This is a genomic window from Novosphingobium tardum, from assembly GCF_042652045.1.
GTDB classification, from domain to species: domain Bacteria; phylum Pseudomonadota; class Alphaproteobacteria; order Sphingomonadales; family Sphingomonadaceae; genus Novosphingobium; species Novosphingobium tardum.
Genome location: NZ_JBHSDR010000004.1, coordinates 325,001 through 351,598 on the forward strand (window position 1 = coordinate 325,001; position 26,598 = coordinate 351,598).

At 63.3% G+C, this 26,598-nt stretch carries 29 protein-coding genes and 1 tRNA gene (1 of these 30 running past the window's edge); 16 read left to right on the plus strand and 14 right to left on the minus strand.

Features of this window, described 5'->3' with window-relative positions; translation table 11 throughout:
• The 3 genes from ACFO0A_RS07785 to ACFO0A_RS07795 form a co-directional block, all read left to right on the plus strand.
• Positions 1-837: the 3' portion of an oligosaccharide flippase family protein gene (locus ACFO0A_RS07785; protein ID WP_379538436.1), read on the plus strand. It extends 651 nt beyond the left edge of the window; the window shows 837 of its 1,488 coding nt (coding positions 652-1,488); its start codon lies beyond the left edge, outside the window; it ends in the stop codon at positions 835-837.
• 46 nt (positions 838-883) lie between these two features.
• On the plus strand, positions 884-1,798 hold the full coding sequence (locus ACFO0A_RS07790; RefSeq protein ID WP_379538437.1) for an aspartyl protease family protein: 915 nt from the start codon (positions 884-886) through the stop codon (positions 1,796-1,798).
• 95 nt (positions 1,799-1,893) lie between these two features.
• On the plus strand, positions 1,894-3,735 hold the full coding sequence (locus ACFO0A_RS07795) for an ABCB family ABC transporter ATP-binding protein/permease (RefSeq protein ID WP_379538438.1): 1,842 nt from the start codon (positions 1,894-1,896) through the stop codon (positions 3,733-3,735).
• A 10-nt stretch (positions 3,736-3,745) separates the two neighbouring features.
• Here the strand turns inward: ACFO0A_RS07795 and hslU are convergent, their stop codons facing one another.
• Genes hslU through ACFO0A_RS07810 form a run of 3 tightly spaced genes read right to left on the minus strand, consistent with a single transcriptional unit; the run spans position 3,746 to position 6,176 of the window.
• Positions 3,746-5,047: an ATP-dependent protease ATPase subunit HslU gene (gene hslU, locus ACFO0A_RS07800; protein WP_379538439.1), complete on the minus strand. Its 1,302-nt coding sequence runs from the start codon at positions 5,045-5,047 to the stop codon at positions 3,746-3,748.
• A 7-nt stretch (positions 5,048-5,054) separates the two neighbouring features.
• A complete protein-coding gene (gene hslV, locus ACFO0A_RS07805; protein ID WP_379538440.1) occupies positions 5,055-5,618 on the minus strand; it encodes an ATP-dependent protease subunit HslV in 564 nt (187 codons plus the stop codon).
• A 48-nt stretch (positions 5,619-5,666) separates the two neighbouring features.
• Positions 5,667-6,176 carry an outer membrane protein assembly factor BamE gene (locus tag ACFO0A_RS07810; protein WP_379538474.1) on the minus strand — a complete coding sequence of 170 codons (510 nt, stop codon included), beginning with the start codon at positions 6,174-6,176 and terminating at the stop codon, positions 5,667-5,669.
• A gap of 178 nt (positions 6,177-6,354) precedes the next feature.
• On the opposite strand from ACFO0A_RS07810, the gene ACFO0A_RS07815 reads away from it, so the two are divergent.
• Genes ACFO0A_RS07815 through ACFO0A_RS07825 form a run of 3 tightly spaced genes read left to right on the plus strand, consistent with a single transcriptional unit; the run spans position 6,355 to position 7,849 of the window.
• Complete coding sequence (locus ACFO0A_RS07815; RefSeq protein ID WP_379538441.1) at positions 6,355-6,882, plus strand: ubiquinol-cytochrome C chaperone family protein; 528 nt, start codon at positions 6,355-6,357, stop codon at positions 6,880-6,882.
• A complete protein-coding gene (locus tag ACFO0A_RS07820; RefSeq protein WP_379538442.1) occupies positions 6,879-7,412 on the plus strand; it encodes a YceD family protein in 534 nt (177 codons plus the stop codon). The genes ACFO0A_RS07815 and ACFO0A_RS07820 overlap by 4 nt, the downstream gene beginning before the upstream one ends.
• A 5-nt stretch (positions 7,413-7,417) precedes the next feature.
• Positions 7,418-7,849: a VOC family protein gene (locus tag ACFO0A_RS07825; RefSeq protein ID WP_379538443.1), complete on the plus strand. Its 432-nt coding sequence runs from the start codon at positions 7,418-7,420 to the stop codon at positions 7,847-7,849.
• A 7-nt stretch (positions 7,850-7,856) separates the two neighbouring features.
• On the opposite strand, the gene ssb is transcribed toward ACFO0A_RS07825, so the two are convergent.
• The 5 genes from ssb to ACFO0A_RS07850 are packed head-to-tail and all read right to left on the minus strand — an operon-like array spanning position 7,857 to position 11,877.
• Complete coding sequence (gene ssb / locus ACFO0A_RS07830) at positions 7,857-8,387, minus strand: single-stranded DNA-binding protein (RefSeq protein WP_379538444.1); 531 nt, start codon at positions 8,385-8,387, stop codon at positions 7,857-7,859.
• A gap of 12 nt (positions 8,388-8,399) precedes the next feature.
• Positions 8,400-10,250: a ferrous iron transporter B gene (feoB, locus tag ACFO0A_RS07835; RefSeq protein ID WP_379538445.1), complete on the minus strand. Its 1,851-nt coding sequence runs from the start codon at positions 10,248-10,250 to the stop codon at positions 8,400-8,402.
• 14 nt (positions 10,251-10,264) lie between these two features.
• Positions 10,265-10,519, minus strand: a complete 255-nt coding sequence (locus ACFO0A_RS07840; protein ID WP_379538446.1) for a FeoA family protein — start codon at positions 10,517-10,519, stop codon at positions 10,265-10,267.
• 51 nt (positions 10,520-10,570) lie between these two features.
• On the minus strand, positions 10,571-11,263 hold the full coding sequence (locus tag ACFO0A_RS07845; protein ID WP_379538475.1) for a COQ9 family protein: 693 nt from the start codon (positions 11,261-11,263) through the stop codon (positions 10,571-10,573).
• Entirely contained in the window at positions 11,260-11,877 is a 618-nt protein-coding gene (locus ACFO0A_RS07850; protein WP_379538447.1) for an ankyrin repeat domain-containing protein, read from the minus strand. The genes ACFO0A_RS07845 and ACFO0A_RS07850 overlap by 4 nt, the downstream gene beginning before the upstream one ends.
• 83 nt (positions 11,878-11,960) lie before the next feature.
• Between ACFO0A_RS07850 and ACFO0A_RS07855 the strand changes: the two genes are divergently transcribed.
• From ACFO0A_RS07855 to ACFO0A_RS07885, 7 genes are all read left to right on the plus strand, one after another.
• On the plus strand, positions 11,961-12,614 hold the full coding sequence (locus ACFO0A_RS07855; RefSeq protein ID WP_379538448.1) for an SCO family protein: 654 nt from the start codon (positions 11,961-11,963) through the stop codon (positions 12,612-12,614).
• Positions 12,615-12,628: 14 nt separating this feature from the next.
• Entirely contained in the window at positions 12,629-13,099 is a 471-nt protein-coding gene (locus tag ACFO0A_RS07860; RefSeq protein ID WP_379538449.1) for a YcgN family cysteine cluster protein, read from the plus strand.
• Positions 13,100-13,221: 122 nt separating this feature from the next.
• Positions 13,222-13,845 carry a M48 family metallopeptidase gene (locus ACFO0A_RS07865; protein WP_379538450.1) on the plus strand — a complete coding sequence of 208 codons (624 nt, stop codon included), beginning with the start codon at positions 13,222-13,224 and terminating at the stop codon, positions 13,843-13,845.
• Positions 13,846-13,934: 89 nt separating this feature from the next.
• A complete protein-coding gene (locus ACFO0A_RS07870) occupies positions 13,935-14,465 on the plus strand; it encodes a DUF4402 domain-containing protein (RefSeq protein ID WP_379538451.1) in 531 nt (176 codons plus the stop codon).
• 42 nt (positions 14,466-14,507) lie between these two features.
• On the plus strand, positions 14,508-14,957 hold the full coding sequence (locus ACFO0A_RS07875; RefSeq protein ID WP_379538452.1) for a hypothetical protein: 450 nt from the start codon (positions 14,508-14,510) through the stop codon (positions 14,955-14,957).
• 2 nt (positions 14,958-14,959) lie between these two features.
• Positions 14,960-15,964 carry a bifunctional diaminohydroxyphosphoribosylaminopyrimidine deaminase/5-amino-6-(5-phosphoribosylamino)uracil reductase RibD gene (gene ribD, locus ACFO0A_RS07880; RefSeq protein ID WP_379538476.1) on the plus strand — a complete coding sequence of 335 codons (1,005 nt, stop codon included), beginning with the start codon at positions 14,960-14,962 and terminating at the stop codon, positions 15,962-15,964.
• Between the two features lie 11 nt (positions 15,965-15,975).
• A complete protein-coding gene (locus ACFO0A_RS07885) occupies positions 15,976-16,596 on the plus strand; it encodes a riboflavin synthase (RefSeq protein WP_379538453.1) in 621 nt (206 codons plus the stop codon).
• Here the strand turns inward: ACFO0A_RS07885 and ACFO0A_RS07890 are convergent.
• From ACFO0A_RS07890 to ACFO0A_RS07905, 4 genes are all read right to left on the minus strand, one after another.
• Positions 16,593-17,138: a GNAT family N-acetyltransferase gene (locus tag ACFO0A_RS07890; protein WP_379538454.1), complete on the minus strand. Its 546-nt coding sequence runs from the start codon at positions 17,136-17,138 to the stop codon at positions 16,593-16,595. The genes ACFO0A_RS07885 and ACFO0A_RS07890 overlap by 4 nt on opposite strands.
• Before the next feature lie 12 nt (positions 17,139-17,150).
• Entirely contained in the window at positions 17,151-18,326 is a 1,176-nt protein-coding gene (locus tag ACFO0A_RS07895) for an amino acid aminotransferase (protein WP_379538477.1), read from the minus strand.
• A gap of 97 nt (positions 18,327-18,423) precedes the next feature.
• Complete coding sequence (locus tag ACFO0A_RS07900; protein ID WP_379538455.1) at positions 18,424-20,583, minus strand: TonB-dependent receptor; 2,160 nt, start codon at positions 20,581-20,583, stop codon at positions 18,424-18,426.
• A 140-nt stretch (positions 20,584-20,723) separates the two neighbouring features.
• Positions 20,724-21,503, minus strand: a complete 780-nt coding sequence (locus ACFO0A_RS07905) for a DUF1134 domain-containing protein (protein WP_379538456.1) — start codon at positions 21,501-21,503, stop codon at positions 20,724-20,726.
• A gap of 232 nt (positions 21,504-21,735) precedes the next feature.
• Between ACFO0A_RS07905 and ACFO0A_RS07910 the strand changes: the two genes are divergently transcribed.
• The 3 genes from ACFO0A_RS07910 to ACFO0A_RS07920 all read left to right on the plus strand — a co-directional run bounded on the left by ACFO0A_RS07910 (position 21,736) and on the right by ACFO0A_RS07920 (position 24,104).
• A tRNA-Ser gene (locus ACFO0A_RS07910) sits at positions 21,736-21,828 on the plus strand.
• Positions 21,829-22,004: 176 nt separating this feature from the next.
• Positions 22,005-22,799, plus strand: a complete 795-nt coding sequence (locus tag ACFO0A_RS07915) for a YkgJ family cysteine cluster protein (RefSeq protein ID WP_379538457.1) — start codon at positions 22,005-22,007, stop codon at positions 22,797-22,799.
• Between the two features lie 186 nt (positions 22,800-22,985).
• Positions 22,986-24,104, plus strand: coding sequence for an HNH endonuclease signature motif containing protein (locus ACFO0A_RS07920; protein WP_379538458.1), 1,119 nt, complete (start codon positions 22,986-22,988; stop codon positions 24,102-24,104).
• A 133-nt stretch (positions 24,105-24,237) separates the two neighbouring features.
• Here ACFO0A_RS07920 and ACFO0A_RS07925 read toward each other — a convergent pair whose 3' ends face one another.
• Both ACFO0A_RS07925 and ACFO0A_RS07930 read right to left on the minus strand, forming a co-directional pair.
• Positions 24,238-25,698, minus strand: a complete 1,461-nt coding sequence (locus ACFO0A_RS07925) for an alpha/beta hydrolase (RefSeq protein WP_379538459.1) — start codon at positions 25,696-25,698, stop codon at positions 24,238-24,240.
• A 136-nt stretch (positions 25,699-25,834) separates the two neighbouring features.
• Positions 25,835-26,446 (minus strand): topoisomerase DNA-binding C4 zinc finger domain-containing protein, encoded by a 612-nt coding sequence (locus ACFO0A_RS07930; protein WP_379538460.1) that lies wholly within the window; start codon positions 26,444-26,446, stop codon positions 25,835-25,837.
• Between the last annotated feature and the right edge of the window lie 152 nt (positions 26,447-26,598).

Consider the following 26,598-nt stretch of genomic DNA (forward strand, 5'->3'; position numbering starts at 1 on the left):
AACTCGATCATCGCGCGCGCGCCGGAGCTGATGATCGGCCGATTGCTGAGCGAGGTTGCGGTCGGTCTGTTCGCGCGTGCCGCTGGCCTGGCGCTGCAATTGCGCCTGCTTGTCGCCGGCGCGGTTACCGGCGTGTTCTATCCCGCGTTCCGGCAGGTGCGCGACGAGGGCAAGCCGCTCGGTCCGCCGTACCTGCGTGTCGTTGCGGCCTATACCGGCGTGACATGGCCGGCGATGGCGGGAATCGCGGTGCTGGCCGAACCGCTGATCCGCTTCCTCTATGGAGACCGCTGGGTTGCCGCGGCTCCCCTGCTCCTTTGGGTCGCGCTCGCACAATGCTGCTACGTCGCCTTGCCTCTTGCCGGCGACCTCCCCCTGCTATTTGGGCGCAAGCGCGAACTTGTTCGCCGCAGCGTGATCGATACAGGAGCAAGCCTCGCGCTTCTCGCCCTTGCCGCTCCGTTTGGACTCGTCTGGGTCGCGGCCTCGCGGCTTGTCCACGGGATCGCATGGATCGCGATCTATGGGGGGATGATGCGCCGGATGCTGGGTTATCGGAACTCGGAACTGATCGGCATCCATGCGCGAAGTCTGGTCGCGACAGTTGCCGCGGTTCTCCCAGCGCTCGTGCTATATCTCGTCTGGGACGGCCCCAGTGCTGCCGGCTTCGCACAGATGGCGAGCGGCGGCGCCATTGGCATCGCGCTTTGGCTCGTGACGCTGCGCGCCACCCGACATCCGGCGTGGACCGAGATCGCCGCCACCGCGGTGCAACTCTTGAAAGGTCGGCGCTTCTTGCCTTTTCGAGGCAAACTTCCGGAGCCCAATTTGCGCTAGAGCATGGGCCGCGCAAGGCGTAAGATGGGCACAGGGAGAGAACAAAATGCCTCCGCTGATGCTGACTTCCATTCCTGCCATCCTGGCTGTCGCAGCGACCATTCCGCAAACCGCAGCGCAGGAGGCGAACGCGCCCTCCGGCCAGGGAGACGTCGTCACCGTCGATGCCGACGGGCATTCGCGTTACACCGTCGCAGTCCGTATTGGCGAAAGCGGACCCTTGAGGTTCCTGATCGACACCGGCGCTGAACGCACGGTCGTGTCTCGCTCGGTGGCCGATCGCCTCAATCTCGTTCCCGCGGGTCGCGCGACACTGGTAGGAATTGCCGGATCGATCGGGGTCGACCTTGTCGAGATCGACGAAGTGGTCCTTGGAAGACGCAGCTTTTATGGACTGACCGCCCCTGTGCTGGAACGCTACGATATTGGCGCCGACGGGATCATCGGGATCGACGGACTGCAGGACCAGCGCGTTCTTCTCGATTTCGGCAAGGGAACGATGGAGGTCAACGACGCTCGTTCGCTGGGCGGTGACCGGGGCTACGAGATTATTGTCAGGGCGCGGCGCCGGTCGGGACAACTCATCATGACCAATGCCCTGGTGGATGGGATAAAGACCGCCGTCGTCATCGACACTGGCGCGCAGTTTTCGATCGGCAATCGTGCCTTGCAGCGCGCGCTGGCCAAGCGCCGCCAGCCTGAGCGGACGTCGCTCAGTTCGGTGACCGGGCAAAGCATCCCGGCGGATCTGCTGATGGCGCGGGAGGTCGAGATCGGCGATCTGCACATGGCCAATACATGGCTGGCCTTTGCTGATGCCCCGCCGTTCAAGTCGCTCGATCTCGACAAGCAGCCGGCGTTGCTGATGGGAATGAACGAGTTGCGCGCCTTCAGCAGGGTCGCGATCGATTTCGATACGAGGAAAGTGATGTTCGATCTTCCCGCGCGGCAGCCGGGCTGATCGGTCGCGGCAGGCGGGCGGTCCGCATGCCCTGCCGCATCTCATCGCGGAATTAGCGCTGGCGATCCCCCCTTCAGGCCCTATCTGGGGCGGCCATGCCACCTGACAGCGCCACCCCCGCCGAACTTCGCGACCGCCACGACGGCTGGGCCACGATCAAGCGCTTCCTTCCCTACCTGTGGCCCCGGGCAAACAGCGGGCTTCGCTGGCGGATCGTCGGCGCGATGCTGCTGGTGCTTGCGGCCAAGGCAACCACACTATCCCTCCCCTTTGCCTACAAGGGCGCGGTCGACCGAATGGGTGCATCGGGCACAGGCAGCGCCGCCACCCAGGCGCTGCATGTCGTCCTGGCGTTCGTTTTCGCCTACGCGGCGGGCCGCTTCGCCTCGGTGGTCTTCGACAACACCCGCAACATCGTGTTCGAACGGGTTGGGCAAGATGCGACGCGCGCCTTGGCCGAGGATGTCTTTGCCCGGTTGCACCGCCTGTCGCTGCGTTTCCATCTCGCTCGCCGCACCGGCGAGGTAACCAAGGTCATCGAGCGCGGCACCAAGAGCATCGACACGATGCTTTACTTCCTGCTGTTCAACATCGCCCCGACTGTGATCGAGCTCATCGCGGTCACGATCATCTTCTACACCCATTTCGGGATCGGCCTCGTCGCCGCGACGATGGCCGCGGTCGCCGCATACATCGCGGTGACCCGCGCAATCACCGAATGGCGAACGCATCTTCGCGAACGGATGAACCGGCTCGACGGACAGGCCCTGTCCCGGGCTGTAGATTCGCTGCTCAATTACGAGACGGTGAAGTACTTCGGCGCCGAGGACCGCGAGCAGCAACGCTATGCCGAGGCGACAGGCGCCTATGCACGCGCCGCCGTCGCTTCGGAAAACTCGCTGGGGCTGTTGAACATCGCGCAGGCCGCCATCGTGAACCTGCTGATGGCAGGCGCGATGGGGTATTCTGTCTGGGGCTGGTCGCAGGGCCGCCTGACGGTCGGCGACCTGGTGTTCGTGAACACCTACCTCACCCAGTTATTCAGGCCGCTCGACATGCTGGGCATGGTCTATCGGACCATCCGTCAGGGACTGATCGACATGGCCGCGATGTTCGCGCTGATGGACCAGCCGGTCGAAGTGGCCGACGCGCCCTCGGCACCGGCGCTAATTATCCGGCGCCCCAGCATCGTGTTCGACAATGTGTGGTTCGGATACGAACCTGACCGCGAAATCCTGCATGGCTTGTCGTTCGAGGTCGAGGCCGGCAGCCGCGTCGCCATCGTGGGCCCGTCGGGTGCGGGCAAGTCGACCATCGCGCGGCTTCTGTTCCGCTTCTACGATCCGCAAGGCGGCCAGATCCTGATCGACGGGCAGGATATCAAGGGTGTGACCCAGAAGAGCCTGCGCGCCGCAATCGGGATCGTTCCGCAGGACTCCGTGCTGTTCAACGAATCAATCGGCTACAACATCGCCTACGGCCGCGATGGCGCGACCATGCTGGATGTCGAGGCGGCCGCGCGCGACGCCGCGATTGCCGACTTCATCAACCGCCTGCCGCAGGGCTTCGATACCGAGGTGGGCGAACGCGGACTCAAGCTGTCGGGTGGCGAAAAGCAGCGCGTGGCCATTGCCCGCACTCTGGTGAAGAACCCGCCGATCCTGCTCTTCGACGAAGCGACCAGCGCTCTCGACAGCAGGACGGAGCAGGACATCCTTCGCACCCTGCGCAGCGTCGCGCGCGATCGCACGACGCTCAGCATCGCGCATCGTCTGTCGACCATTGTCGATTCGGACCGGATTCTAGTGATGGACCAGGGCAAGCTGGTCGAGTCAGGGAGCCATCTTCAGCTGCTCAAGCTGGACCGTCTCTATGCCGAGATGTGGGCGCGCCAGGCCGCCGAAAGCGGAACCGTGGAAACCGCTTCCGACAGCTGAGCGCGCGCCGCTAGAGAATATACTTCGACAGGTCGGAATCCCGGGCAAGGCCAGCCAGCTTCTCACGGACGTAGTGCTCGTCAACCGTCACCGTTGTTCCCTTGCGGTCCTCGGCCTCGAAGCTGACCTCCTCGAGAAGCTTTTCCATCACGGTCTGAAGCCGCCGCGCCCCGACGTTCTCGAGGCTTTCGTTCACTTGCGCGGCGATTCCCGCGATCTCGCGGATTGCCCCGTCGCTGATCGCGAGAGTGACGTCCTCGGTCGCGATCAGCGCGCGGTACTGCTCTACCAGGTTGGCGCGCGTCTCTGACAGGATCCGCACGAAATCGTTGACCGTCAGGGCCTGAAGCTCGACACGGATCGGGAGGCGCCCCTGAAGTTCGGGCAGCATGTCGGACGGCTTGGCGACGTGAAAGGCGCCGCTGGCGATGAACAGCACGTGGTCGGTCTTCATCGGACCGTACTTGGTCGCGACAGTAGTCCCCTCGATCAGCGGCAGGAGGTCGCGCTGAACGCCCTCGCGGCTCACCGAGCCACCTCGAACATCGCTGACGGCGATCTTGTCGATCTCGTCGAGGAAGACGATCCCGTTAGTTTCGGCATTGGCGAGCGCGACGCGGGCAACGTCGTCCTGGTCCATCCGGCGCTCGGACTCTTCCTCGACCAGCTTGTCCCAGGCATCTGCCACGCGCATCTTCCGGCGCTTGGTGTTGGACTTGCCCATCGCCTTGGCCATCATGTCGCCAAGGTTGATCATGCCCATGCCGCCGCCCATGCCGGGTATGTCCATCGGCATCGAGGGTGCGTCTTCGACCTCGATCTCGACTTCGACGTCGTTCATCGCGTTTTCAGTGATCCGCTGGCGAAAGCTTTCGCGCGTCGCCTCGCTCGCCCCGTCACCGACCAGGGCCTTGAGCAGCCGGTCCATCGCAGCCGCGGAAGCGGCCTCGCGAACCGCCTCGCGGCGACGGTCCTTCTCCAGCCTGATCGCCTCCTCGACCAGATCGCGCGCGATCTGCTCCACGTCGCGGCCGACATAGCCGACCTCTGTGAACTTCGTCGCCTCGACCTTCACGAACGGAGCATCGGCCAACCGCGCGAGCCGGCGGCTGATCTCGGTCTTGCCGCAGCCGGTGGGGCCGATCATCAGAATATTCTTGGGCGTCACCTCATCGCGCAGCTCGGGGCTGAGCCGCTGGCGCCGCCAGCGATTGCGAAGGGCGACAGCGACGGCACGCTTGGCGTCGTTCTGTCCGACGATATGCTCGTCGAGCGCGGCGACAATCGCCTTGGGAGTCAGGTTGTCGTTCATGGGGTCCTCAGGCCTCGACGCTTTCCAGCGTTACCTGGTCGTTGGTGAATACGCACACGTCGGCAGCGACCTTCATAGCCTTGCGCGCAATAAGTTCGGGATCCTGCTCGTAATCGACGAGCGCACGAGCCGCGGCCAATGCATAATTGCCGCCCGATCCGATTGCCGCGATGCCGCCTTCTGGTTCCAGCACGTCGCCGTTTCCAGTCAGGACCAGCATCGTGTCCTTGTCGGCCACGATCATCAGGGCTTCGAGGTTGCGGAGATATTTGTCGGTCCGCCAGTCCTTGGCGAGCTCGACTGCGGCGCGCATCAGCTGCCCGCGATGCGCTTCCAGCTTCTTCTCGAGCCGTTCGAACAAGGTGAAGGCATCGGCCGTCGCGCCGGCAAAGCCGCCGATCACGCTGCCGTCATAAAGCCGGCGCACTTTCTTGGCGTTGGGCTTCATGACCGTGTTGCCCATCGACACCTGTCCGTCGCCCGCAATTACCGTGCGCGCGCCGCGGCGAATGCCGACGATCGTTGTTCCGTGCCACTCAATCAGGCCGTGGCTGGCCCTCGATCCGTCCATGCCCCGCGATATGGGATTGCCCCATGGCGCGTGCAAGACGCGCGGCGATCAGGTGCCCGGCTGGCCTCCGCCAGGTCCCGCCGCGCCGACTGCGCCGATGTTTCCGAACAGATCCTCGAAGAACCCGCGATTGCGGCCCAGCGTCGGTGTCTTGTCGGAATTGGGCGAAAGATAGACGATCTTGTCCTTGCCCGTGCGATCGACCGTTGCGACGTTCCCGGCACCGTCGAAAGTGACCTTGAGAACCGTCTGGTCGGTCGCGCGAGGGCTTCCGAACGGGGCCTGCGCCGTGTCGGTGGCGATGTAGTACCAGGCGGGCTGCCCGAATTGGCTGGTGAAGGTCGGCCGTCCCAGAGTTTTTTCCACCGACTGCCGGTTGTCGACGCCCGGCTGGATCGAAAGAACCAGCGCCGGATCGGCAAGATAGCCGCGATGATCCTTGATGCTGGCGCACCCGGTCAAGAGCATCGCGGTGGCCCCGATCGCGGCAGCCGCGTGGATGCGGCGGAAAGTCTTGCCCGAAAGGCGCATCGAGGTCTCCGAATGTGGCAGAAGCATTTTGGGCATCACGGCAATTTTCCGGGGCGGACGGGGTGCTTGGCTCGCGCTTCGCGCCGCCCTATATCGATCGGCGCCGATCCTTAGGGGGTTGGCTCCGATTGGACAAGGCCAAGCGATGGCTTGACCGCGCGCGGTTTAATTCCCGCTGAATGGATGCCCCGGCATCAGGAGCAAGATGACACTTCTCGACCGACTGTTCGGGTTCGGATCCGACCCTCACGCCGCGACGCGTCCGCTGTGGCACGCCGCAGTGGTCGCCGCGCGTGACCCGCACTGGTACAGCGACCTGGGCGTTGCCGACACCGTCCCAGGACGGTTCGACATGGTGACGATCGTACTCGCGCTGGTCCTTCTCCGGCTGGAGGACGAGCCCGACAGCGCGGCCGAATCGGTGCGGCTGACCGAGATGTTCGTCGAGGACATGGACGCTCAGCTTCGCCAGTCCGGCGTGGGCGACCTGATGGTTGGAAAGCACGTGGGCAAGCTCATGGCGACGCTGGGCGGCCGGCTGGGCAGCCTGCGCGACGCCCTGCCCAATCCGGAGGAAGCGCCATTGCGCGAGGCTGTCGAGCGCAACGTGACCCTGGAAAAGCCAGAATTGGCCGGCGCGCTTGCACGCCAGTTGAAGACCGCGGCTCAACGGCTGGCCGAACAACCCGTCGAGGAATTGCGCCGCGGCCGCCTGCCGCAACTGGCCCGATGAGCGGCGCGCTGCCCCCGCCGGAGTTCTCGCGGCTCGTCGACGTTCGGCATCTGTCGGGCAAGCCGCTCGAACTGAGCGCCGAACCGCAGGAGCGCGAAGCCCTCGCCGCGCGCTTCGACCTGGTTTCCGTGAACTCGCTGGATGCAACCGTAGCACTGGATCGCCAAGGCGAGCGCGTCGATGCAAAGGGACGCATGATCGCCAGGATCGTGCAATCCTGCGCCGTTTCGGGCGAGGATCTGCCCGTCACCATCGATCACGAGATCGCGTTCCGCTTCGTTCACCCCGGTCCGCAGGGGGCTGCGGCCGACGAAATCGAGCTCGACGCCGACGACTGCGACGAGATCGAATACGACGGCCATAGCTTCGACCTTGGCGAAGCCATCGCCCAAAGCCTGGGATTGGCGATCGATCCGTTCCTTGAGGGCCCGCAGGCCGACGCCGCGCGGCGCGAAGCCGGTATCCTTAGCGAAGGCGCCGGCGGGGCTTTTGCCGGCCTTTCGGCGCTACTTAAGCCCAAGCCCGACTGACCCGCGTGGCGAAACAGCAGATCGCGGTCGTTACGCTAGGCACCGATGATGCGGGGCGGTCCCGTCGCTTCTATTGCGAAGGATTCGGCTGGCATCCTGTGTTCGAGGCGCCCGAGATCGTCTTCTTCCAGATGAACGGGCTGATGTTGGGCATATGGGACCGGCCCGCGCTTCTTGACGATCTCCAGCGCGCAAACGGAATACAGAGCCAACCCGCCGCCATTACCATCGCGCATAATGTGCCTGAGCGCGGCGACGTCGCCCCGCTGATCAATCGCCTCGTCGCGGCGGGCGGCACGCTTGTCCGCGCGGCCGATGCGCCATCACACGGCGGGTTCCGTGGCTACGTCGCGGACCCGGATGGACACGTGTGGGAAATTGCGTGGAACCCGGCTTGGGCGATCGACGACGAAGGCCGGGTCACTTTCGGAGTCTGACCGGTCCTCAAAACGGGATATCGTCGTCGAGGTCGTCGGCGTAGCCGCCGCCCGACGAGCCGCCAGAGGACCCGCCCCCGGTCTTGCCGCCCTCACCCCAGCCGCCGCGAGACTGGCCGCCACCGCCTGAGCTTCCGCCCCGGGCCCAACTGCCGCCACCACCGCCACCGCCGCCGCCTGATCCGGACGGGCCGTCGAGCATGGTCATGACCGCGCCGGGGCCCTGCAACACCACTTCGGTCGAGTAGCGATCCTGGCCCTGGGCGTCCTGCCATTTGCGGGTGCGAAGCTGGCCTTCGAGGTAGACCTTGCTGCCCTTCTTGAGAAAGCGCTCGGCCACGCCGGCGAGCCCTTCGCCGAAGATCGCCACGGTATGCCACTCGGTCCGCTCCTGGCGTTCGCCCGTGTTGCGGTCCTTCCACGTCTCGGACGTTGCGACGCGCAGGTTGCAGACCTTGCCGCCGTTCTGAAAGCTTTTCACTTCCGGATCGGCGCCCAAATTGCCGATGAGGATGACCTTGTTGACGCTGCCTGCCATGCTTTCCTGTTCCTACAACCCTAGCGCTACCGCGCTCCAGTAAGTGATTCCCGCAGCGATGTAGGCCAGCGCGAACAGGTAGAGCAACATGAAGCCCGGCCATTTCCACCCATTCGTTTCGCGTCGCGCCACCGCGATGGTCGACAGGCACTGCGGGGCGAACACGAACCAGGCAAGAAACGCGAGCGCGGTAGGCAGGGTCCACCGGGCCTTGAGCTGATCGCCCAGGGCACGGGCCGACTGCTCGTCGTCACTGGCGCTGACGGCATAAGTCGTCGCGAGCGAGGATACCGCTACCTCGCGCGCTGCCATGGCGGGAATCAGCGCCAGGGCGATATCGCGGTTGAACCCGATCGGCTCCACCACGACGGCCAGTCCATTCGCGAGTTGGCCCGCGATCGAGGCATCGACCTGGTTCTGGCCATCCGTTGCCCGAGGGAAGTTGAGCAGGAGCCACAGCACGACGGTGACGGTGAAGATGATCGTCCCGGCGCGACGCAGGAAAATCCATGCCCGCTGCCACAGGCCAAGCGCGAGGTCCTTCACGGTGGGAAGCTGATACTTCGGCAGTTCCATGATGAAGCCGCTCGCCGCGCCCTTCGTGACGGACCGGCGCAGCGCCAGCGCCGCGATCATCGCTCCCGCAATGCCCGTCACGTAAAGCCCGAACAGAACGAGCCCCTGTAGCCCCACGCCCCCACCGACGTTCCGATTGGGAATGAACGCTGCGATGATGACCGCGTAGACTGGCAGCCTCGCCGAGCAGGTCATCAGCGGCGCGATAAGGATCGTCGTGAGCCGGTCCTTGGGATCGGCGATGCTGCGCGTGGCCATGATTCCTGGAATGGCGCAAGCGAATGAGGATAGCAGCGGAATGAAGCTGCGCCCGGACAGGCCGACCCCAGCCATCAGGCGATCCATGAGAAACGCCGCCCGCGCCATGTAGCCGGTCGCTTCCATCACGAGGATGAAGAAAAACAGGATGAGGATCTGGGGGAGGAAGACCACTACCGAGCCCACGCCCGAGAGAATGCCCTCGGTCAGAAGGTCTCGGACCAGGCTGGGCGGCATTTCCGCACGCACGCCGTCTGACAGCAGCGCGACCCCAGCCTCGAGCGCATCGGCAAACGGGGTCGCGCCGGCGAAGACCGCCTGGAAGACCACGAACAGGAGCCCGAGCAGGATGATCGGGCCGGCCCACGGATTGAGCAGCACCCGGTCCAGCCGCGAATGAAGGCGATGGCGGCGGGTCTCGCTCAGGATCGCGCCAGCGGTGATGGCATGGGCGCGCAGGCGCCGTTCCGGTTGGCCCAGATGCGGCTGCGGGTGCGGACGGTCCTCTGCGTGAAGCTCGGCCTCACCCACAGCCGCGGCAAGTTCGACAAGGCCCCGGCGGCGAACGGCGACGGTCGGGATCACCGGCACGCCGAGCGCCTCAGCCAGTGCGCCCGGATCGAGGACCAAGCCGTCGCGTTCGGCAAGGTCCACCATGTTGAGCGAAACGACGACCGGGCGACCGAGCTCTATCACTTCCTGAGCAAAGACGAGGTGCTGTTCGAGGTTGGAGGCATCGAGCACGACGATCAGGACGTCGGGCCGCGCTTCTCCTTCCATCTCGCCCAGGATGACCCGGCGGGTAACCGCTTCGTCGGGGCTGGTCGGATCGAGACCGTAGCTTCCGGGAAGGTCGACTAGTTCCACCGGCTCGCCGGACGGGAGCAACATGCGCCCCGCCTTTCGTTCGACCGTGACGCCGGGATAGTTGGCGATCTTTTGTCGGGCGCCCGTCAGCGCGTTGAAAAGCGCGCTTTTCCCGGCGTTGGGGTTGCCGACCAATGCTGCGGTCCGGATCGCCTTTGTCATCGCTTCCCGATCGCTCAGGCGGAAACGGGCTGAAGCGGTTCGACCTGCATCGCGCGTGCGTGGCCCCGGCGCATCGCCACGGTCATTCGCCCGACCTCAACCGCAAGTGGGTCGCGGCCCGCAAGGATCCCGCGGTAGGCAAGCGTGACTTCAGCGCCAGCGTCTAGCCCCAGAGCGCGCAGGCGTTGGCCTTCCTCGGGGACGAGCATGGCCCAGTCGACCGAAGCGATTCGCGCCTTCACGCCGATGGGGAGTTCATCGAGTTGCACGATCATCCGCTGCCAGATGCAGACGCTAATTGCAACTAATTCTCATTAGGCTCACCGCGCGGGATAGCGGAGCCGGCCAAGCAGGCGGACCGGACTGAAACTGTCGGCGCGAGAACGTAGCAACCGACCCTTGGCCTTTTCGAACTGCATCACGTTTTCGATCCGCCGATCGAGGAACGACCTCGTCTCGGCATGGCCTTCGCTTTCGTCCTGGGCGAAGACGGCCAGGGTAGACGCATAGACGGCGCCGAGCGTCATCCGCTTGGTGTAGTGGTTGTAATCCGTCGCCGTGTCCCCGGCGAGATGCCACATCGCGTCGGCGCTGTTCCAGCCGAGTTTGAGGCTGGCGCGGGCATTCTGCGGCATCGCCATGATCGCAAGCGCGCGCCGTAGGGCTTCCTCGCGGCCGACCAGCGCATCGAGCCGGAACTGGACAAGCCTGCGAATGCGCTCGCGTATCGGCAGACCCTTCAGCGCCTCGGCGGGAAGTTCGACCGCCATCGCGGCATCGATCGCCTCGACCCACGCAGTGATCATCCCCATCGCGCCGCCCCCTTGTGGCGATCGGCGAAACGCCAGCAGCGCCACTTGCGGATCGACCCCGGCGTCCTGCGCCGCCGCGACCATCGCCGCGTCCGTCCACCCGTCGAAGATCGCGGCATCGGCAATGCTGGGAGCCAGGCGGACGCGCAGTTCTGCCAGCGTGAGGTCGCCCGCGGGCGCAGCTTGCGCCGCGGCGGTCAGAGCTTGGGCCCGTAGACCGGCGCGGCCTTTTTAACCGGCGCGCGCATGGCTGTCTCGATCTCACCAAGGACCGGATTGGACCGCCCGTCGAGCTGAGCGTAATCGAGCGCGGTCCGACCGGAATTGTCCGACCGCTTGTAGTCGGCTCCGGCCTTCAGCAGCACGCGCGCCATCGCCGCATCCTTCCGGTGGACCGCCGAAATCAGGGGTGTTTCGCCGGTGCTGTTGGCCTCGTCGACCCTCGCGCCGAGCGAAAGAAGAAGTTCCACTCCATCGACGAAGCCGATGTTGCTGGCGGCCTGGAGAGGGGTTTCGCCCTTGTTGTTGCGGGCATTCACGTTGGCGCCGTGCTGGAGAAGGAACTTGATCCACACCAGGTCGCGCCGCGCGGTGACGATGTGAAGCGCAGTATCCCCGGTGCTGAGATCGCGCGTGTTCACGACGGTGGAGCCGGGTTCGCTCAACGCCTCGGTCACTTCCGCGCCATCGGCCTTGCGGACCGCTTCGAGGAATTTGTAGGAGCCGGAAAACTGGGCCTGCGCGGCCGTTCCCACGATCAGCGCACCGGCAAGCGCCAGCCCTGCGGCAGCCCTCGAAAGCCTGTGACCGATCACGAACTTCTCCTGCTTATTGCGTGGCCGGGCGGGCGGGGTCCGCGCGCCTGAATCGTCCCTTGCGCCCCGCGCGTTAGCAGAGCATGAACCGCCGCGCCATGGCGAGCGACCACCCTTTTTGCAGCAAGGCTGCGCGCGGCGCTGCGCTGCTGCTGGCTGTCGCTGGCCTGCCCCTTTTCGCCGGCTGCGACCGGCAGCAATCGACCGCCGTCGCTGCCGCGCAGCGTCCCCCGCTGGAAGGCAGCACGATCGGCGGGGAATTCGCGCTGGTCGACAAGAATGGCAAGACCGTTCGCTACAGCGACTTCGCGGGCAAGTACCGCATTGTCTATTTCGGCTACAGCTTCTGCCCCGACGCCTGCCCGCTCGATGTCCAGAAACTGATGCAGGGCTTCACCTTGTTCGAGAAGGCGGAGCCGAAGGTCGCCGCCCAGGTCCAGCCGATCTTCATCTCAATCGATCCCGAGCGCGATACGCCCGCTGTCGTCGGCCAGTTCGCCGCCGCCTTTTCGCCCCGCCTGCTTGGGCTGACAGGTTCGCCCGAAGCCGTCGCGGCCGCGGCAAAGAAGTTCGCCGCATATTATGCCAAGGGCGAAACCACGCCCGGCGGGGGTTACCTGATGGACCACAGCCGCACCGCTTTCTTGATGGATCGCGACGGCAAGCCGCTTGCGATACTGCCTATCGACCAGTCGCCCCAGGCGGTTGCCGCCGAGATTGCCCGGTGGACGCATTGAGCGGGACGCGCTGAGTGGACGAGCTGCGCGAGCCGCGGTTCTGGGACAAGCCGATCGAGGCCCTGACCCGAACGCAATGGGAAGCGCTGTGCGACGGCTGCGGCCGCTGTTGCCTCCACAAGATCGAGGACGAGGACACCGGCGAGGTCATCGGCACCAATGTCGCTTGCCGCCTGCTCGAACTTGGCACGGCCCGGTGCGGGGATTATCGCAACCGTCGAGCGCTTGTTCCCGATTGCCTGCGTCTTACTCACCGCCTCGCCCGCGAAGTGCCCTGGCTGCCGTCGACCTGCGCGTATCGCTTGCGGGCAGAAGGAAAGCCGCTTCACTCGTGGCACTATCTAGAATGCGGCGATCGCGACGCCGTGCATAAAGCCGGGGTCTCGGTTATCGGCAAGGCGATTAGCGAAGTGCTTGCGGGCCCCATCGAAGAGCATATCGTCGAGGACGATTTCTGGCCTGACGAGGATGGCGTGACGAAATGAGCCTGCGCGACTGGCTTTCCTCCGCTTCGGGCGAACCCCGAAAGGCACCTCCGCGACGCACTCTGGCCGTCGACGGCCGCGAACTTCCGCTCGCGATCCGGCGCCTGAAGACGGCGCGGAGAATGACCTTGCGACTTGCACCGGATGGCAGCGAGGCGCGGGTCACCTTGCCGCCCTGGGGCCGGGTCGCCGACGCCGAGGCCTTCGCCCGCGACCGGGCGGACTGGCTTGCCGGACAACTCGTCACCATCGCGCCCAGAAGCAGCGTTGGTTGTGGCACGACGCTGCCGTTCCGCGGCGACGAAGTTGTCGTTCGCCACTATGCCGACGCGCCGCGCCAGCCCCGCCTCGACGATGGAGAGATCGTTATCGGCGGGCCGACCGAGGCAGTCGCCGCGCGTATCCAACGCTGGCTCGAGCGGCAGGCGCTGGATCTGGGAGCCACGGATCTCGGCGAATTCGCCGCGCGCGCCGAGGTTGCCGTCCCCTCGCTCCGCCTGTCGCGGGCAGCGCGGCGTTGGGGAAGCTGCGCCAGCGATGGAACGATCCGGCTCAACTGGCGGCTGATAATGGCGCCCGACATGGTTCGGCGCTCGGTCGCAGCGCACGAGATCGCGCATCTTGTCCATTTCGATCACAGCCCAGCTTTCTACCGTCTTCTCGACCGGATCTACGATGACGACCTCACCGTCGCGAACCGGTGGCTGAAGACGCAGGGACGCTCGCTCTACGCGCCGTTCGGATGAAGCGCCGGCGCGGATAGGCGCGGCGGGCGGCGGGGCTAAGCAAAAACCCGTAACGGGCGATTAACCGTATTCTGGCACTAGTCGGGACGATGCGCCGACTTTTGCCCTTGCTGCATGTGGCCTGCGCCGCGCTGGCCGTCTTCGCCGTGCCTGCCGCGGGCGAAGAGGCGGCTGCATGCAAGCTGTGCCTGGCTGCGACGAAGCCCGGGTCCGATACCGACGAGCGGCCGCTGTCGCTCGAAATCACGACCGGGATCGAATTCAGTCGCCTCGCGCTGACCGGGCGCGGCGAAGGAACGGCTGCGATCGACGCGCAGTCGGGCGCACGCCGCGTGGACCACGGCCTGATCGACCTTGGCGGTTTTGCGCTTTCCGGGCGGGGACGGATAACCGGCGCTCCACTCCGATCGGTCAGGATCATCCTGCCCACCTCGGTCACGATGCGCACGCCGCAGGGAGAGGTCGCGGAGCTAAGCGACCTCACCACCGACCTGGCCGCGATGCCGGTGCTCGATGCCACCGGGACGCTCGAGTTCTCCTTCGGCGGACGACTGCGGGTCGATGGGCCGACGGGCGGCAATTTTCGCGGCCGGATTCCCATCACCGTCGAATACGACTGACTGCACTGGCGAAAGCGCGCCCATGGCCCTATCTGGGTCGCCATGGCATTCTGGCGTAACGTCTCGCCGCGCGGCGCCGCGAGCGATCTTTGGCACGAACTGGCGCAACCTCGTCCCCACCGCTGGCTCTTCGTGCTTACCGCGGCGCTGACGACCGTGGCCGTATTCTCGGTGATGTGGCGCGAAGGCGCCAAAGGTCCGCCGCATCCGCCCAAGATCACTTACATCGAGAGCTTTGCCGCAGGCCGCACCGATGCCGAGATCATCGCCGGCAACATCGCCGCCACGCGGCTGGCGCGAGAACGTGAGGCCGAGGAAAAGCGCCGCGCCGAGGACGTCCGCCAAATGTATAAGACGCTTGGCAGGATGTCGGGGATGGACGTGGACGCGATCGAGAAGAAGGCGCGCGCGGACGAGGCGGCCGAGGCCGCTGCCAAGGAGGCAAGGAAGGCCGGAACGACTTCTTCGTCAGTGCCAGAGAATCGCCGTTGAGGATTGGTGCCGCGGGCGGCGACGACGCCCGCTGGCTGGCGCGGGCTGCCGCCCTGGCCGAACGGGCCCGCCCGCTGAGCTCTCCCAATCCCGGGGTCGGCGCGATCGTGGTGCGCGACCATCGCGTCGTCGGCCGCGGGTGGACCCAGCACGGTGGCCGTCCTCATGCCGAGGCGCAGGCGCTGGCGATGGCCGGCGAAGCTGCGCATGGCGCGACCATGTACGTAACGCTCGAGCCTTGCGCGCATCAAAGCACGCGCGGTCCCAGTTGCGCTAGCCTCGCGATTGCGTCCGGCCTTGCTGCAGTCATCGCCGGTGTCGAGGACCCGGATCCACGCACCAGCGGGAAGGGATTGGCACTGCTGGGCGAGAACGGGATTGACGCCCGGCTCGTGCCATCGCCCCCTGCCCGCGCCAGTCTTGCAGGCTACCTTGCCCGGCGGCGAGCCGGGCGACCCTTCGTCACGCTCAAGCTGGCGACCTCGCTCGATGGCTGCATCGCGCTTGAGGATGGTTCGAGCCGCTGGATAACGGGTCCGTCCGCACGGGCGCACACCCATCTCGAACGGGCACGCAATGACGCAATTCTCGTCGGCGGGGGTACGCTGCGCGCAGACGATCCGCGGCTCGACGTACGGCTGCCAGGTCTTGAGCATCGCAGTCCGGCGCGCTGGGTCCTGACCCGGGGCAGCGCGCCTTCCGGCTGGGGCAGATTGGCCGATCCGACCGAAATCTCGGCCATCCAGGACGTGCAGTACCTGATGGTCGAAGGGGGAGCGCAAACAGCCGCGGCGTTCCTTGCCGCCGATCTCGTCGATCGCCTGCTGATTTACCGTGCGCCGATCGTGATCGGCGACGGTCGGCGGGCCATCGGATCGATAGGGATTGGCGACCTTGCCGAGGCCCATGGCCGCTGGCGACTTGCGGACCGGCGGCAGCTTGGCAGCGATATTCTCGAAGCCTATGTGCGGTCGCGCGCTCCGGCCCACCCGGCACCGAGCGATTAGAAGGAAGCGCGATGTTCACGGGAATCATTACCGCCATCGGGACCGTCAGCGCGGTTGAGAACCGGGGCGACATGCGCCTTGTGATCTCCTGTCCCTTTGCGCCCGAAGCGATGGCGATCGGCGCATCGATCGCCTGTTCGGGAGTATGCCTGACCGTCGTGGATCGCGGCGGGGAGGCCGGCGACGCATGGTTCGCGGTCGACGTTTCGGGAGAAACCGTGTCGCGCACCGCGCAGGATCAGTGGACCCGCGGGCGCCGCCTGAATCTCGAACAGGCGCTGCGCTTGGGGGACGAGTTGGGCGGACACATCGTGACCGGTCATGTCGACGCCGTCGGCCGTGTCGCATCCGCGACGGGAGAAGGCGGGTCGATCCGGCTATCGATCGCCGCGCCGGCGGAAATTGCCCCGTTTCTGGCGGAAAAGGGCTCAGTTACAGTCGATGGCGTTTCGCTGACAGTCAACGAAGTCTCGGATCAGGCCGACGGATCCTGTAATTTCGGGCTGAACATCATTCCGCACACGGCCGAAGTCACAACACTTGGCGCCTTGAAGGCCGGCGATACGGTAAACCTCGAGATCGACGTTCTTGCCCGTTACCTCAAGCGGATGGAAAGCCTGCGCGCTGTCTAGGCGCGGGCCAACGGTCCTTTCCGGAAATCCTCGCGGGAAATCTCATAGATGACATGGGGCACGACCGTCCCGTTCATCACGACGTCGTCACGACGATCCGTAAGCCGGCCGCCGATCTTCTCCATCGCCCCACGCGAGCGAAGGTTCTGCTCGCCGACGCGGAACAGCACTCGCTCAACGCTATTAAGCGCGTGTCCGAGCATGAGCCGCTTCAATTCCCGGTTCGTGTCACCGCCCCAGCAAGCGCGTGACAGAAACGTCCAGCCAATCTCGACCGATCCGCCGTTCGCAGGTTCATAACCCTGGAAGCGCGACGAACCGACTATTCGCCCGCTTGCCCGGTCGATGACCGCCAGCGCGCCGCCGCCGGAGATGGCGCCTTCAAAGAATTCGCGAAAGACCGGCTCGCGCCAGCGATCATGCGCGGGATGGACCGCCCAGATCAGAGGGTCGCTGGCAACCGCATAAAGCGCCGCCCAGTCGGCTTCTTCCAGCGGCCGCAGGTGCAGCGTCGGCCCGTCGAGCGTCGGCTGGCGATCCATCGCGCTCCTCCTTCAGCCCTCGTCGACGTCGCCCAAAGCTGCGATGAACGTCTCGATGTTGTCGGCAGTCAAGCCGGCGATGTTGATGCGCCCCGACCCCGCCATGTAGACACCGTGCCGCTCGCGCAGCGCTACGATTTGCGCCGACTTGAGCGGCAGAACGGAGAAAAGACCGTTCTGATGAGCGAGCGGCGTCAGGTCGATCCCGCCAACAGTGCCAGCAGCGGCAAGCCGATCGCGGACCTGGCGCATGCGGGCGCGCATCGTGTCGAGCTCGTCCAGCCACTCGCGCGTAAGCGCTTCGTCCTCCAGCACGATCCGCACCGCTGCGGCGCCGTGATCGGGCGGCATCGACCAACTCGCACGAGCCAAGGCGTTGGCGTTCGAGAAGATCGCCTCGAGCTGCCCGGCGTCAGCCGACTGGACGTAAAATGCGCCCACGCGATCCCTATACATGCCGAAATTCTTGTCGCAGCTATAGGCGACCAGCGCCTCGGGTACTGCGGCAAGAACCGTGCGCAACCCCGCGGCATCTTCCTCCATCCCCTGACCCAGTCCCTGATAGGCAAGATCGAGGATCGGCAATATGCCCTTGGAGGAGACAAGGCTCGCGATCTCGCTCCACTGCTCCACGGTGTAATCGATTCCGGTCGGGTTATGACAGCAGCCATGAAGCAACAGCGCGTCGCCCGGTCCCGCTCCCTCGATCGCGTTGCGCAGCGCCTCCATGTCGGCCGTGCCGTCGGCAGCGCAGTGGCTGAAGCCCTGCATCGCGATACCGACGTTGGCAAATATCTGGGCGTGGTTCGGCCAGCTCGGAATGCCCATGAGGACGCGTGAAACGCCGGCTGACTTGGCAAGTTCGACCGCCAGCCGCACGCCGCCGGTGCCGCCTGGGGCCTGCATTCCCTGGATGCGCGACTTGTCCCCGGCTGCTCCGAAGACATAGGGGATCAGGGCATTCACAAAGGCCATGTCGCCTTCGGGACCGAGGTAGGCCTTGCTATCCTGCGTATTGATCAGCCTCTGCTCGGCTGCCTTGATTGCGCCGAAGACTGGCGTCGCGCCCTGACCGGTGCGATAGACGCCGACGCCGAGGTCGATCTTCGTGCTGCGCGGGTCGGCGGCGTAAAGCTTGATCAGCGCCAGCAATGCATCGGCAGGCTGGGGGCTGAGGTTCTCGAGCATGGCAGGACCTTTCGGCAAGACGCGCCGCACGGCGCGCGCGCTCCATGCCGAGACCGTCATCCCGGGGCAAGTGCAATTGCGGTCTGGCGGGATGCGCTCAGAACGACTTTCGCAAGCCCACGAAGACCCCGCGCCGCGCGCCGTACTTGGGAGCGCCGGTACCGATCCCTGTCCCGTCGCGCAGCAGATAAACCTTGTCGGCGAGGTTCACGACATCAAGCCGGACAGTGAAACCCTTGTCCGGATCGCCACCCGGCGAGGCAAACGTCTGCGCGATGCCGATATTGGCCGTGACATAGCTGGGCAGCTTGCCGCCGTTGGGCACGATCCCCGCCGAATCCTCACTTCTCAGGCCGTCGCCGTACAGCACGTCACCGCTCAGAACCAAGCGCCCCCAGCGGTTGGGCAAAGTGAGACTGCCTCCGGCCGACGCCGTCCATTTCTGCGAATGATCGGTGTAGATGTAATGGTTTGCGACGTACGCGATCTCTTCGGGATCGAAGAAATACTCGCTCGAGGCAATGCGCTTGGCCTTCTGCTGGCCGCGAGCGACATTGGCGTAAAGCGATAGCGGGCCGTGGGAGTAATCGATGCTCGCCTCGACACCCCAGGCCTTGCCACGCGCGTAGTTGAACGGCGACTCCACCAGCGACGAGCCGAACTGGCCTTCGTCCAAAAGGTTGGTCTTGCGCTTGTAGTACGCATCCAGCGAGAAGTTGACGCGGCCGATTGCCTGCTGAATCCCGACATCGAAATAGTGCTCGCGCTCGGAGTGAACCGGATCGCCGGCGAGGATCGCATACTGCCTCGTCGTGCCGTTGAAGCGGGCGACATCTGCTGCAGAGATCAGTTCCTGCGGCGGCGGCGTGAAGTTGCGCGCATAGCCGAGGTGGAAGGTGGTGCCCGGGCCGGGCTTGAACACCAGGTTTGCGCGAGGACTGATCTGGCTTTCGCGAACATAAGCGCGCACCGCATCGAACCGCGCGCCGAAATTGAAGGTCAGCGCGGGAGAGATGGTCCACTCGTCCTGGAGGTAGACCCCGTAAAGTTCACCCGTCGTGCCCCCCGTGCTCAGGATCGTCAGGGGGACATCGCTCGACTGCGCACCCGTCGTATCGACCGCGAAGACCCGCGAAGATACCCGACTGCGCGTACGCTCCTGTTGCGCGAAGGCCCCGAAGCGCACTGTGTGCGCATCGGAAACGATAAGGCTAGCGTCGGCCTGAAGCCCATAAGCGAGGCTCGACAGGCGCGAAGCGTCGGCACCCCCTTCGAGGATGAGGTCGCCACCTTGGGGATCCGGCGAGAATCGCGTGAGCGAATAGCGGACGAAGGGGGCGATCTGGTAGTTTAGCGCTTCTCCGGCGTGCTGAAAGGACGCCACGCCATAATGCGTGACCTCACGCTGGTTTTGATCGAGCGTCGAGGAATCGAACTGGCTGCGGCCGTTCAGCGTGAACTGGGGCTGCTGGCCAGGAACGTTGGGAATTTCGAATTTGCCGATCGCACTGCCCCCGAAGAAGGCTACCCGATCCTCGTCGGACAGTATCTTGGAGACATAGCCGAAGGCCTTGAGCTGCCGCGTGCGATCGTGAACCGCGCGCTTGCCGGGCGTCGGGTTCTCGATCCCCTGGTCGCTCTGGAGGTAGCTCAGCGACCCGAACACGTTGAACCCGCCGAACGCATCGCGCACGGTCGCGCTGGGCTGGATCAGACCGTGGCTGCCCCCGTAGATGCCGACGTCGCCGTCGAAGTCGAAGGCGTCGGTCCGGGTCTTGAGCGAGACGACCCCGCTCGTGCGATAGCCGTACTGCGCGGGCAGCGTCCCGGTGATGAGATCGACCGAATCCGCAATCCGCGTATCGAGCGCCTGCCCGAATCCCGAGATCGATTCAGGGACGATTACCCCGTTCAGGCGGTACTGCAGGTTGCCATGTTCGTTGCGGACATGAAGTTCGCCATCGCCGTCACTGTCCTGCGTAACCCCAGGCGCCTGGAGCAGGACCTGGGCAAGGCCCCGGTCGGGACCGCCGGGCTGGATATCCAGTTGCTCGCGCCCAATCTTGAATTCGCTTGCCCCGAGCGCGGGTTGGATCGAGTCGCGTGCTTCGTCGAGCTTGTGCGCGGTGACCACGATTGCGGAATTGTCTCCGCCTTCGCTGGCATCCTCTTCGGAAGTGGCCGGGGCAACGGGCACCTGCTGGGCATTGGCAGCGACGGGAGCAAGCAGGATCAGGGGGGCAAGCAGGCTTCGCATGACGACTCCGTTGGGGACGGCGTCGCCTCTATAGAGATGTTACAACATATCAATAAAGGAATGTTACCGGATTGATCGCTTGCGGCTCAGCGCGCGCTGGCGCCGCCGGACCAGAGCCGCGGTCGCCAGCGGCTGTCAGCCTAGAAGGGGAGCCACTTCTGCGTCTTGGTGAACTTCATGTAGCCGGCATTCACGCCCAGCCGCAGCCCGACGCCCATCCTGATCGGAATTAGCACGACATCGCCCTGGCGCATGTAGCTCGCCGTGAGGCCGCCAACGAGATAGGCCTGCCCCTCACCGGCGGGGAACCGCTTGTAAAGGTCCTCGCTGTTATAAAGATTGTAGACGAGGACGAAGGTGTTGCCCGCGTTCGCTCCCGCATCGAAGCCGATCGACGGACCGGTCCAGTAAACCGGGCGCTGACCTTCGACCTTGTGATAAAGCGTGCCCGAGCCGTAGCGCAGGCCGACCATGAACGCCCCGCCCGCCTCGCGTCCCACGATGTATCCGTTCGGTTCGCCCTGCTTCTTGAGCAGGTCCTGAATCATGCGCGCCAGTCCTTCTGCGCCTTTGCCGAAGACGCCTTCGGCCGCGCCCATCAGGTCGTCTTCCTTGTAGGTTTCGCCCTTGCCCGCCGCCGCGGCGGTAGCCGCCTTTTCAACTGGAACGGGAGAAGTCGGTTGCGACGGCTGCGTGGGTACGCCGTCTTCCGCCGGCAAGGCGGGAATCGTGCCGGCCTCGGCACCGACGGGTGTGGCGTAGTCGGCGCCCGGTGCCTTGCTCGGCGCGGCCGGGGACGAAAGGCCCGCATTGGGGTCGATGGACTGGACCTGGGCCGATGCCGGCCCCGAAAGGGCAAGCCCGATGGCGCCGACCGCGCAGGCCACCAAGTGCGCGCGGGCAAAATCGAAGATCTTCATGGTCCATCCCCGTCCGTTCGCCGCGCCGTCCGTGATCCCGCACCGACGGTCGAAGCCGTTATTCATCAGAGTCCAATGCTGTCCGCGCGGCAATGAACCGGCGATGACCCGAGTCCATTTTGCGGCGAGACGATCCGCCTCTGAGAGGGCCAAACGGCAAGAATCGATCAACGCGACGCCCCTTGCCGGCCCCGGGGCGCGTCGCTATAGGCCCCCTTCGCCGCTGCGATCCGGAGACGTGGGTGAGTGGCTGAAACCAACGGTTTGCTAAACCGTCGTACTGGTAAATCCGGTACCGAGGGTTCGAATCCCTCCGTCTCCGCCATTTCCTTCCAGATATCTCTGTTTTACATGGAAGAATTTGGTCGATCGCCATGCCGCCCCACATAAATGCCCACATAGTTTCGGCAATCGCGGCTGGACGATTCGACATTTTCTTCTTCTTTGCCCATATGAACAGGGACACGATCACCAAGGCATTCGACAAATTCAGGGGGGCCTATGGACCGTGCGGAATATCGGCGGCAACTCAAGCTAGACGAAAAGTCTATCGCCAAGGGCATAGACAGCAGCAAACTCGATGCCGATCAAATAGTGTCTCTCATGCGAGTTATTCGCGACAAATTGCGAGGATGCTTGTCGCGATCATCTGTCACGTCGTTGATGTATTACCTCTATCAGAATGTAAATCTCGGCGCAAAACACATTGCCGACGCGCCGATCTCTTGTACCAAGGGCTGCTCGCATTGCTGCAATATTTGGGTAGATGCGACACCACCAGAGGTTTTCTATACTGCGAGCGCAATTCGATCACAGAAGCGGCAGGTGAATGCGCTTACTTCGGTGGAAGTAGCGATAGCAACGACGGGTGGATTATCGTTCGACGGTCGCGGAGATGTGGTAACTCCATGTCCCCTGCTCGATAACAATCTTTGCAGTGTTTATGATGCACGTCCGATAAACTGCCGAACAGCGGTATCGGCAGACGCGGGAGTTTGCGAGCGTTCCTATCTTCACATTAGCGGCGAAGATATTCCTACCCCGGTCGTCTGGATGGCGTTGCGGCAAGGATACGGCTTCGCCCTTGAAGGAGCCTTGCATCACGCGGGCCTAGTGCCGCACGCCGTAGAGTGGAACGAGGCACTTAGAATCGCCTTGACCGCCCCCGATACTGAAGCCCGCTGGCTTGCAGGCGAAGACGTTTTCGCCGGTGTTGCCAGGGCGACCGATGAACCTTTAGTTCAAAATCCGCAGCTTCGGGAGCTCTATCGCGAAGCCTTCGGTGTCGCGCCTTGACCGGCTTCGTCGATTATGACGAACGCGATTGTGCTAAGCGGCATGGATTAAACAATGCAAGGGCACTTCATGTATAGCGCTTAGAAGCTCACGCCCCTGATCTGGTTTCCAGTCAGCAGTCTAGTCACTATCGCTTGAGGTTTGTCTTCAGTGTCGCGAAGCCTTCATCCAACGATCTCATCCCTCATGGCCCGCGGCTTTTCGAGCGACCAAGCCGAGAAGCTGAAAGACGATGGATGGACCCTAAGCAAGCTTAAACAAGCTGGCGACAAAGAACTCGGCAACGCCGGCTTGTCGTCAAGCCAAATTTCGGCAATTCGAGAAGGACAAAGACCTCCAATCCCGCGCGACACTTTGAATAAGCTACTGTTTCAAAATCGCTTTGTCTGCTGCGTTTGCCGAGAGCACTACAAGCCAATCGTTGTTCATCACATTGATGAGTGGTCGAGGAGCCACAGTCACGAACTCTCAAACCTAGCCGTGCTTTGCCTCGATCATCACGCAAAAGCACACACAAAAGGCGGTCTCGATCAGAACCTCGATGCGTCTGTGCTCCGCACGTTTAAGAAGAATTGGGAAGATGAGGTCAGGAACCGAGACTCTCGCTCGATCATTGAGGGGATGGCCGGAGAATACTCACACTGGTCTATGATCAATGAGACACGACTGTTCGAGCTTATAGCTGAGCTCGGCATTGATCCAACGACAGTTGCGGGATTCCAACGTGCTTTGCGAGATGGAATCATCGACGAGACTGGGCTTCCAATTCCCGTTTCCAAAGCGAGAGCTTTTCGCAGCGACGGGGTAGAGATTTTGACGCGCTACCAGTTTATCAAAAACTTGCTCCATGCGTTTATCAAAAATGCTCATATAGTGAATGTCTCGGACTATCTGGACAAATCCATTATGATGCCAGCAATTGCGCAAGGGGATTTCATTGTAGTCCAAGGTCGACACCGATTCGCGTCACTCTCGAAAACTAAACGAGGACCGGGTCAGCGCTATCGGGGCACTCGAAAAGCGAATGGCGTTTGCTTCACATATGTGTTTGATCTTTGGGAGGCCACAACTTGTTCGGCGTGGGCCGAATGGCTACGGGGCACAAAGGCTGCGGCTAGCCTTCTGCAAGTCAAGGACATATCGCGCGACAGCGATTGTAGACTTGTCCTAACCGGAACGATCTTGGCGATCGGCTCCTTCGCGAACGGTCTGCGGGACCGGGAGTATGGCGGAAATTGGAAGTGGGCAAAATCTGATGATCTCGTGAGCGAGCCAAAGTGGCTTGAGGACGTATTCGACGAGTAATTTGCATCCGCCGATCAAAATTTGTAGACTTGTGGAATGATAAGGCGGCGGCCTAACGCCCGATACTTGGGCTGTATCTATGCCAGCTCCGGAGGGCGTGAGCGACTTGCTGCAAAGCGCCCGACCGCAGTTGTTATGGGATGAACTCCCAATAACCTGCTTTGCCGCCGAGTGCTTTGCGAAGGCCGAAGCGGTGCTCGGGAGCCGTGTCGCCCTTTATAAGGCGATGGATATCAGCGAGCACCGGCCGCATCTCCGACACATAGCTATGACCAATTCGATCCAGATTCACGCGACTTGCATCGATCGTGTCAATGCCTGGCATGACAACCACTGGAGGTGTCAGTCCGACGCGCGCGAAGCGGTGCAATCGCCGCGAGAGGCCAATGGCCTTGTCATTTTTTGTCACGTAGAGCGTGGCTCGTGTGGATAGCGCACGATAGGCGCCGGCGAGATTTTGGAAGAGCTGCGAGTCCACATCCGGGGCCGCGAGAAAAATCTGGCCGAAACGCACTGGCGTCGACAATGCAGCGGCGCTGGCGATGGCATCCATTGCTCTCAGAAGGCCGCGATTCCCCATTGAATGCGCTATAATGTGGACCAGGCTAGCGCCGGATCGCTCTGCAAAATCGACCAGAAAATTCCGAATCGCAGTTTCGCTACCCTCGATCGCGGCTTCGTCTCCAGTGTAGCCGGCAGGATAGCCAAGGGATGGCCAAGAAAAGAACGCCGCCGGCCCCCCGTGAGCCAAGTCGACCTTGAGTTGGGCAGTCCTGCGCGCTGCGTCTTCAAATTTGGTGTTGTACCCATGAAGGAACACCAGGCCGTGCTGATCGATCTCATCCAGAGAGGTCGTCGTATCGGCTAACAAAGACCAAAACTGACGCTCCCCGAGGCGGTCTACGCCGAGAACCCTAACGCGATTGTCGCCCTTGATAATGCGGCCTAAGAGCCCACGACCGAGTGAACCAATCGCTCGATCTTGTGGGACAAAGACGCGACACCGACCATAGCTTGTGGAGTCCGCTCGTTCGCCAACAAACTGGCCGCGGCCATTACATTGGCGGTTCGTTCCGAACCATAATTCGACCTCGTGCCCTTCTTCCGGACTCCTGCCGACGCCTTCGATCATGCCCGAAGCAGATTTCGCACTCAGCTCCGAATTCTGCGCGCGCAGTCGCGCCGCCCGCAACCCTCCGCGCCGCTGATTGATATGAGAGCGAATTTGGCCAAGTGCATCGCCCAACAGTCTGTCGGAGGAGAGCGAGATGAGCTGTGCTGTCATACGCTCAAGAGTGTTCTCGGCCCGCTGTACACGATAAACCGCGGAAATGGCGGAATTGGGGTCTCTGACACCCATGCCGAGCAACGGTCCAGCGTTCTGATCGTCAAAGGTTGACTGCCCCAGTTCGAGACCGCCTTCCCCGGCCGCACTATCGAGGTTGGCCGCGTCGAGTTCGCGTTCTTCGGCAAGCCCCAAAAACAGTCCAGAATTATCCGCCGTGTCTTCGCTAAATGCATAACTGCGATATCGACTAGCTGCGAACTTTAGGCCGAAACTCAAATCGGCCACTGCTGCAGAAATAACGGCCATCAGATTCCCTTTTTTGCGCTTAGTGTGTTCAAGTTCTTGTCGGGGTGCGAGAGTAGCGCTGCAAAGATAAATACCAAGGTATCATATTGGAATTAATCGATAAGCAGCGCCCCCCACTTTCTTTGAGTTGCCGACGTCATTTGATCGAACGAGAATATCGACATCGAGGTAAGTTCGAGCACCCCAGAAAGACCCCAAACTTCCCACTCTTCTGCACAAGATGCCCATCGCAACGGCCTTGCGGGCAAGCTATGTGAGCTCCCGATTGCTCGAACGTGTTCAGCCGTAGCTCACGCCGTTGAATCTGTTGGTTTTGGCTATATTTTTGCTTTTTGTATTCCCAGGGATGGACGTTGTTATCGCGCGACCAAATGCCGCGTCTATGTCTGCGAGCATCTTCCAGTGCATCAAAATAGCTGTCGTCAGGCCCATACCGGTCGAGCACCCAGGCCCATCCATTCAGGACCATCTCGAGCTCAATATTTCGCGTGACTAAAGAAGGGGCTAATGCGCCTCGCAGCATTCTCCAAAATGCAGATGTACTTTCATGGCCCTGCGCCGGACGCTCTGTTCTGAGGTACGGCACACCGACGATGCGCCCATGGCGATCCACAATCTGGCCTGTATCCATCTTGGTCAGTATGACGAGGTCCAACCACTGATCGCTGATCAGCGAGCATAGGAAATCCTTAGCTTCCGGGCCGCCAGGCTGCTGCATTTCTGGCGCGTCGATGAACCCAAATCTCACTGTAGCTTCGAGCGTGCAATTTCGAACCGGATGCCGGATCTGAGTTAGAAATCCGTCGCCGTCGAAGACCCTCAGAACTGGGATGACGTGACCCCCAGCTTTCCTCCAGCTGAGGTTAGAGCCGGGCGGTTATTTTGCGCATCAGCGCGGTT

Bases quoted from the DNA above. Each gene is read 5' to 3' on its own strand.
- ACFO0A_RS07790 (WP_379538437.1), top strand. From the start codon at position 884: ATGCCTCCGCTGATGCTGACTTCCATTCCTGCCATCCTGGCTGTCGCA.
- ACFO0A_RS07795 (WP_379538438.1), top strand. From the start codon at position 1,894: ATGCCACCTGACAGCGCCACCCCCGCCGAACTTCGCGACCGCCACGAC.
- hslU (WP_379538439.1), bottom strand. From the start codon at position 5,047: ATGAACGACAACCTGACTCCCAAGGCGATTGTCGCCGCGCTCGACGAG.
- hslV (WP_379538440.1), bottom strand. From the start codon at position 5,618: ATGGACGGATCGAGGGCCAGCCACGGCCTGATTGAGTGGCACGGAACA.
- ACFO0A_RS07810 (WP_379538474.1), bottom strand. From the start codon at position 6,176: ATGCTTCTGCCACATTCGGAGACCTCGATGCGCCTTTCGGGCAAGACT.
- ACFO0A_RS07815 (WP_379538441.1), top strand. From the start codon at position 6,355: ATGACACTTCTCGACCGACTGTTCGGGTTCGGATCCGACCCTCACGCC.
- ACFO0A_RS07820 (WP_379538442.1), top strand. From the start codon at position 6,879: ATGAGCGGCGCGCTGCCCCCGCCGGAGTTCTCGCGGCTCGTCGACGTT.
- ssb (WP_379538444.1), bottom strand. From the start codon at position 8,387: ATGGCAGGCAGCGTCAACAAGGTCATCCTCATCGGCAATTTGGGCGCC.
- feoB (WP_379538445.1), bottom strand. From the start codon at position 10,250: ATGACAAAGGCGATCCGGACCGCAGCATTGGTCGGCAACCCCAACGCC.
- ACFO0A_RS07855 (WP_379538448.1), top strand. From the start codon at position 11,961: ATGAACCGCCGCGCCATGGCGAGCGACCACCCTTTTTGCAGCAAGGCT.
- ACFO0A_RS07865 (WP_379538450.1), top strand. From the start codon at position 13,222: ATGACCTTGCGACTTGCACCGGATGGCAGCGAGGCGCGGGTCACCTTG.
- ACFO0A_RS07870 (WP_379538451.1), top strand. From the start codon at position 13,935: ATGCGCCGACTTTTGCCCTTGCTGCATGTGGCCTGCGCCGCGCTGGCC.
- ACFO0A_RS07875 (WP_379538452.1), top strand. From the start codon at position 14,508: ATGGCATTCTGGCGTAACGTCTCGCCGCGCGGCGCCGCGAGCGATCTT.
- ACFO0A_RS07885 (WP_379538453.1), top strand. From the start codon at position 15,976: ATGTTCACGGGAATCATTACCGCCATCGGGACCGTCAGCGCGGTTGAG.
- ACFO0A_RS07890 (WP_379538454.1), bottom strand. From the start codon at position 17,138: ATGGATCGCCAGCCGACGCTCGACGGGCCGACGCTGCACCTGCGGCCG.
- ACFO0A_RS07895 (WP_379538477.1), bottom strand. From the start codon at position 18,326: ATGCTCGAGAACCTCAGCCCCCAGCCTGCCGATGCATTGCTGGCGCTG.
- ACFO0A_RS07900 (WP_379538455.1), bottom strand. From the start codon at position 20,583: ATGCGAAGCCTGCTTGCCCCCCTGATCCTGCTTGCTCCCGTCGCTGCC.
- ACFO0A_RS07905 (WP_379538456.1), bottom strand. From the start codon at position 21,503: ATGAAGATCTTCGATTTTGCCCGCGCGCACTTGGTGGCCTGCGCGGTC.
- ACFO0A_RS07915 (WP_379538457.1), top strand. From the start codon at position 22,005: ATGGACCGTGCGGAATATCGGCGGCAACTCAAGCTAGACGAAAAGTCT.
- ACFO0A_RS07920 (WP_379538458.1), top strand. From the start codon at position 22,986: ATGGCCCGCGGCTTTTCGAGCGACCAAGCCGAGAAGCTGAAAGACGAT.
- ACFO0A_RS07925 (WP_379538459.1), bottom strand. From the start codon at position 25,698: ATGGCCGTTATTTCTGCAGCAGTGGCCGATTTGAGTTTCGGCCTAAAG.